The 6,653-nt window shown below is 42.1% G+C and carries 5 protein-coding genes; 1 reads left to right on the top strand and 4 read right to left on the bottom strand.

Annotated elements, in window-relative coordinates:
• From AC5JMF_RS28055 to AC5JMF_RS28040, 4 genes are all read right to left on the bottom strand, one after another.
• A partial coding sequence (locus AC5JMF_RS28055; RefSeq protein WP_495798990.1) for an antitoxin occupies window positions 1–281 on the bottom strand: 281 nt, incomplete at its 3' end.
• 274 nt (window positions 282–555) lie between these two features.
• Entirely contained in the window at window positions 556–3,201 is a 2,646-nt protein-coding gene (locus tag AC5JMF_RS28050; RefSeq protein ID WP_495798989.1) for a family 10 glycosylhydrolase, read from the bottom strand.
• Window positions 3,202–3,474: 273 nt separating this feature from the next.
• Window positions 3,475–4,818: a TIGR03279 family radical SAM protein gene (locus tag AC5JMF_RS28045; RefSeq protein WP_495798988.1), complete on the bottom strand. Its 1,344-nt coding sequence runs from the start codon at window positions 4,816–4,818 to the stop codon at window positions 3,475–3,477.
• A 69-nt stretch (window positions 4,819–4,887) separates the two neighbouring features.
• Window positions 4,888–5,847, bottom strand: a complete 960-nt coding sequence (locus AC5JMF_RS28040) for an undecaprenyl-diphosphate phosphatase (protein WP_495798991.1) — start codon at window positions 5,845–5,847, stop codon at window positions 4,888–4,890.
• A 325-nt stretch (window positions 5,848–6,172) separates the two neighbouring features.
• Here AC5JMF_RS28040 and crcB point away from each other — a divergent pair, with 325 nt between their 5' ends.
• Window positions 6,173–6,559 (top strand): fluoride efflux transporter CrcB, encoded by a 387-nt coding sequence (gene crcB, locus AC5JMF_RS28035; RefSeq protein WP_495798987.1) that lies wholly within the window; start codon window positions 6,173–6,175, stop codon window positions 6,557–6,559.
• The last annotated feature ends 94 nt before the right edge of the window (window positions 6,560–6,653 follow it).

Below are 6,653 nucleotides of genomic sequence, written 5' to 3'. Positions count from 1 at the left end.
TAGGCAGAGACTTGAGTCTCTGACGGTTCAAGTATTTTTGCAAGAAGTCTAATGTCATCTAACGGTAATAGTCCTTCGTCAACATCGGGAAATTCTTCGTCAATATCATCAAGGTTGGCGAAGACTTCCAGGAGGGATTTTTTCTTGTAGGGTTCTATGATAAGTTTTCCGTCTTCTTGTCGGATGATAACTTCTGAAGTTGATAAAGTTAATTCTTGGGGAATGAGTAAGGTTTGAATATTGCCTTGTTGAATGAGTTTAACGTGATATTCGGTAGACATTGTAATTCTCCTTAAGTGGTTTAGGGGATGGGGATTTGGCGTACATCAATACTTTAATGTTGTTGAATAATACTGTGAAAAACTCACGCAGAGGCAAGGCAGCGCGGTCTTGGGGTCTCCCCCATGAGCGACTGCCGCGCCCCAGGCGCAGAGAAGAGAACGCAAAGAGGGACTTTTGCAAGAGAATTATAAATTCTATTTCATCGGTTATCCATTCATTGTTATACACATCAGAATAATTACAGACTTATCTCCCTACCCCCTATTTTCAAGTCTATTGATGCAATTGCAACCGCCGTTCGCCGTAACGTAATAGCCTCTCTATAGATACCAAACGATTTTCCCAGGCTTTAACTTGATAGGAATTCTCTATAACTTCTTGGCTCATCAATACCCGAAATTGAGATTGAAAGCGAGTTAGCGAGGCTCTAGCTGCTAACAAATTACTGGCAGAAGGCGAAGTCGCAAGCTGATTCAAAGCACTTTGTAAAACCGCTGCTTGATTGTTAAAATCTGAAACCGTTTTAGCCACTACTAACTGATCATTCTGTAAAACAAATTTCCATTCCCGTTGCATAGCAGAATAACGAACAGCAGCAGCTTGAAAAGGCTGACGGTAAGGAATAGGTTCACTTTTGTTAGTCTCTATCTTCTTTTGGGTGCTGCCAAAAAGTTTTTCTAGCTCATGGTTAAAATTCTCGACAGCAAACAGTGCATAACCACCAGCTGCTGAATCTCTGACTAGTTGGAGTTGATCGAATGTGCCAATTGTGGGCAACGAAAGTAAACGAATTCCTGGCACTAGCAAAGTAGATCCTAATTTTGTTGAAGCTATCCAAGGTTGTGCTAATCGTTGGAAGCCAGAGGTATCTAACGCATAAGTCATGGGAACGATTAAATCTATATCTCCCCGCCGCGCCCAAACTTCCCAGTTTTGCTGAATTTTCTGAATTCGTTCTAATTCTGGCAGCGGAAATACGGCAACTGACAAAATCAAACTTGCTCGCTTTTGTCGCAACTCCCCAGATACTTGAGCGACAAAGCTATCGACTTGTTGAGTGCGAAATTCAGTCCACTTTTGCCACAAGTCCGGTTGACTGGGAGAAATATCTATTGGATCTACGCCAGTTATTTGCTGAAACTGCGCTCTGGCAGCTTTCCCATAACCGTAAGTGCGGCCTGCAACGGCATCTTGGAAGGGATAGCGAATGTAGTCTAGGTGTAAACCATCTACGTCATAGCGGGTGACAATTTCTGCGTACAGCTTGAGGAGATATTGCCGCAATTGGGGATTAGCTGGGTCAAAAAATGGTTTAGTTTGACCAACGGGAATGATGTTACCAGAGCTATCGCTGTTTGCCCAATCGGGATGAGCTGCTAGTACTGGCCCTGGATAATCAGGGTTGATATTGAGAATCTGATTGTGGCGTTGGTTGCCAGCAGCAAAAGTCCAAACCCAAGCGTGTAATTCCATATCTCGCTCATGGGCTAACTTCACCGCCGCCGCTAAGGGATCCCAACCCTTAATTAATGGGTTTTGCTGCGGTGCGACTTGGCTGGGATAAATAGTATAACCAGCGTTGACAGTTTCAAAAAAGACGGTATTGATCCCAGATTGTGCTAGCCGATCAAAAATTTGAGCTAATCCTTCCACACTGCCTGCACGGACTATCGTCCCCCGATCTAACCATACTGAGCGGATTTCTGCTGGAGCTAATCTCTGATTCACAGGAAACTGTCGCCATAAGTTGGCTCTTGTGGTTTGCCACTGCTGACGAGCCAAACCATAATTTTTGCTAGCAATTAATTGGGGTAAGTTTTTTGCCACTACCCTTGCCTGTGCTAACACTTGTTCTCTGCTGGGAATAACTGCACCTGGTTTAGTTGAGGCTACTTGCACCTGTTCTACTGGAGTGGATGCAGTATTGGTAACGTTAGTGTTATCAACGGATGCTGCTAAATGGGCACTTTCTACTCGACCAATCAAATTTTCTAGCTCTTGTTGGAGGGCGATCGCTTCGTTACTATCAATCGGTACATTGGAGTTTGGTACGACATCTAAACGCACTGTTGGTTCTGGTTCGTCAATAGCTACTGGGGGATTTTGTCTAGGTTGAGGCGCTGTAGCAATAGATATTGTTTCTGTTGAGGTAGAGCATTTTGGCGAACCGCCTTCGACTTTAGGCTTACGACTTGATGCTGTCAGATGACGATTAACAGAAGCTTTTAACCAGGCACTATCTAATTCTGCTGCTGAGGCTGTATCTGTCCCCCAACGCCAGCCAAATAAGGTAGAACGCTCGGTTGTTACCACGGCAGCGGGGTTATCTTGGGAGTTCCAAACAGCAGTAGTCTGACTGGTAGCAGCATTGGGAATCACCACACCACCACGCACCTTACCAAAAAGACCACTTTGGTCTGTCAATTGCCGCACCTTAGTTTTTGAGGGTTTTATCTGTTGTGGCTCATTCAACCCAAATCCCCAATAACTTCCTAAAAGCGATCGCAATAACTGACGTACTCCCGGTGCGGACAGACTACCCACAGGGCCACTAGCAATTAAATGTCCTCCCTTGCTCATCCATGCTTCTAGAGCAATCGCTTGTGTTGGCGATAATGTCTCCACATTTGGCAAAAATAACACGCGGCGATCGCCCCAATCCGCTGCACTCTTGACAGTAGCTAGCGGAATCACACAATATTGCACACCAATTGTTTGCAACCGCTTAGTAATTCCTGTCCATTGCGGCGTATTTTCTTGACTCTGAACTACACTCAATACAGGTTCTGTATTTACTGCTCTGGCTGGCAAAATATTAAAACAATTAGAAGTTAAAATTTGAAAATAAAAAATGAAGAACCCGGCTTTTTTCAGAGGAAATTTAACTTTTATTTTATGGCTTTTACCCTGATTCCTCACTATTTACTCTCCAATCAATAAATTATTAGATATTACTTACTCTATTTATTATTCAACACAATAATAAATACCTCCGAAAAACAACTGATATTTCTTCCTTCGGAGACTATTTATCAATGAAAGGGAACACTTCGACTACGCTCAGGAATAGGGAACAGGGAACAGTTTGCAAGGACTGATAGTAAGGGATTAGACCCGCCACCAACGCTTTTCGATGAGCGTAGTGCTTCGCTCAAGTTGATAATTGATAACCGATAACTACTTTGCCAATAATCAAAAAACGCTAACATTCTCAGCAATACAAGTAGTGATTAGCTCCTCAACGCCTGCAACTGGGAATATTTTTGTATTTAATTGCTGCGCGACTTCCTCAATGCTCATATCATCTAAAAATACTGATTCGCCATGTTTGAGCATGACATTTGGTAATAAAATTCCCTCACCTAAATCTTGTGCTTTTAAATTTAAAAGTAAATCATAACCAGTTAATAATCCGGTAACACTAATATTTTGTCCCCAATAATCGCTACATAAAGCACGCATATTTATTTCTAATCCCTCAACAGTATTCAAACTTTTCAGGATTGGTTGAAATGCTTTTTCGACTGCATTACCAACTACCCATGTTAATTTCCTTGGGGGAAATATTTGAGGTGGTAGTAATTCTGCGGCAGTGGTAGCAAATTGCTTGAGAAACAAACGAATCGAACCGACACCATTATCGATTTGTGGATATTCTTCATATTCAGATTCGCTTGGTAATTCTTCACCAGCAATCAAAAACCACTCATCAGCCAACCAAGCAAAACCAGAACCAAATTTTTGACGAAATTGCTGCTGTAGCGATCGCACTTGAGCAATTACTTCTTGAGCTTTTTCCCTAGTTACGGGTACGAGTTCGTCTTCTTCGGGACGAAATCGCGTTAAACCCACTGGCACAACTGCCACTGATGCCACCGCAGGCACTTCGCCACTATGAAAGGACGCTAAATCTTGTAGTGTTTGTTCCAAATGTTTGCCATCGTTTATACCAGGACAAACGACTACTTGAGCATGAATTTGTAGGCGTCTTTCTTGAAACCATTGGAGTTGTTGCAAGATTTGTCCGGCACGCGGATTTTTTAAAAGCCTAATTCTCACATCGGCTTCTGTGGCATGGACAGAAACAAACAAAGGAGACAACCGCATCTGTTCAATCCGCCGCCATTCTCGTTCTGGCAAATTGGTGAGAGTTAAATAAGAACCGTATAAAAAGCTTAAACGATAATCATCATCTTTCAGGTATAAACTATAACGCTTGCCTGGCGGTTGCTGATCAATAAAGCAAAACGAACAGCGATTATTACACTGAATTAGACCGTCAAATAAGGCAGTATCAAATTCTAGCCCCAAATCTTCGTCATAATCTTTTTCAATTTCAATGTAATGATTTTTACCAGCAGTGTCTAAAACTTCTAGTTCTAAAACTTCATCAGCACATAAAAATTGATAATCAATTAAATCGCGGGGATGCGTCCCATTAATTGCAACGATCGCATCCCCTACCTCAAAGCCAATTTCGGCTGCGATCGAATCTGGAAGAACCCTAGTAACTTTAGCAGGATGAATGATAGACATTGGTCATTTGTCATTGGTCATTAGTCATCAGCATAGAACAAATAACAAAAGACAAATGACCGATGACTATTAACTATTGTTCAACAAATTTCCCCAAATTGCCCCTAAGATTGCTACCCCAAATACCAACCGATACCAAATAAATACCCAATTGCTGTGGGTTTTGAGGAAGCGTAGTAACCCTGCGATCGCTATGTATGAAAAGATAGCAGCCGAGAGTACCCCAGCAGCCAGAGGAATGATCCCTGTATCGCCTAATCCGGTTTCTAAAAAACTTTTGAACTCTACTATCCCGGCTAAAACGATGGCTGGAATTCCCAGCAAAAATGAAAATCTTGCTGCTGTTTCTCTTTGTAACCCGATGAATAGTCCTGCTGTTAAGGTAGAACCTGAACGGGAAACGCCGGGAATTAATGCCAAAGCTTGGGCTAATCCCATCAATAGCCCATCTCTGGTTGTCAGGTGTTCAAAGTTGCGTTGCCGTTTACCCAGTTTTTCTGCGAACCCCAGTAAAATTGACATGACTATGGAAGCAGTGGCGATCGCCCCTAAGCTTCTAATTGGTGAATTATCAAAGTCTGGAATAAACTTTTTAATCAAAATTCCAAAAAAGACGATAGGTAATGTTCCTAAAATAATCCCTAAAAATAAGCGAAAGTTGTAGTCATTGTAATCTTTATGGGCGATCGCTCTTGTTGTCCCCTGGAGTAGCCGTGTCAGATCTCCCCAGAAATACCACAGCACCGCCACAATACTACCTAGCTGAATCACTGCGGTAAACGCCACTCCCGGATCGCCCCAACCCAGAACTACAGGCACAACTTTTAAATGTGCCGTGCTGCTAATTGGCAAAAATTCAGTTATTCCTTGCACAAAGCCTAAAAAAAGAGCTTGCAAGATATCCATCTGTTGTACCCCATTTGCCCCTGGGTAGGGCTGGGCACTCAAAACCTTCAGCGGCAATACCACCGAGAAAGTGGCAGATACTGCACTCAGAAACATGAACCATTGACGTTTTGATAAAATCATCAGCTTACCTGCGATCGCATTAATTAAAACCAATTACACAAACACTCGCCTAGAGAACTTACCAGGAAAACAGCTCAAGAAAACATATGTTTTTTACTCATCCCCTTCATCTTCTTCATTTCCCATAGCTTGAAAATGGGGAGTGGGGAGTAGAGGCAGAGGTATTTTCATGCCATTATTGTGTGATTTATCACATGAGTGTCTAGCTTAATCAAAGGTAAGAGGCAAGTGGCTTCAGGGGAAGATAGTATAAACCTCACCGATTGTGTGTAGTTTTTATCTCCTACTCGATACAACAAAGCGAGTGCTTTTTTTAAGAATACAAATGAATTCCGCAATTTATGTTTCTCTAGCAATTAGCTTAGGAGCAATTCCAGGCGCACTAAGTCGCTATTACCTGACTTTATTTTTTGGGCGTTGGTTTGGGATAGCATTTCCCTATGGAACCTTGTTTATTAATCTTACAGGAGCCTTTGTGATGGGCTTTTTTGCTACTCTCATCTCAAGGTTATCAGTTGATCCGAGTTTATATTTGTTAGTAGTAGTGGGATTTTTAGGTTCTTACACTACCTTTTCAACCTATACTTTAGATACCTCGAACCTCTTACGAACTAAACACTACAAAGCTGCATTACTTTACTGGTTTGGTAGTCCAATTTTGGGATTTATAAGTGTAGAGATAGGAATTTTCTTAGCAAATATGGTCAGCTAATGTGTGTCCCAATTGCACATTTATTGGTCATTAGACCTTTTGCATAAATATTTTTTTGTTGGGCTACGCCCCGCTTCTCTACGAGACGCTTCGC

The organism is Desmonostoc vinosum (genome assembly GCF_059505385.1).
This window is presented reverse-complemented; position numbering and strand designations above follow the sequence as displayed.

Excerpts from the sequence above, each read along its gene's own strand:
- AC5JMF_RS28045 (WP_495798988.1), bottom strand. The coding sequence starts at position 4,818 with ATGTCTATCATTCATCCTGCTAAAGTTACTAGGGTTCTTCCAGATTCG.
- AC5JMF_RS28040 (WP_495798991.1), bottom strand. The coding sequence starts at position 5,847 with ATGATTTTATCAAAACGTCAATGGTTCATGTTTCTGAGTGCAGTATCT.
- crcB (WP_495798987.1), top strand. The coding sequence starts at position 6,173 with ATGAATTCCGCAATTTATGTTTCTCTAGCAATTAGCTTAGGAGCAATT.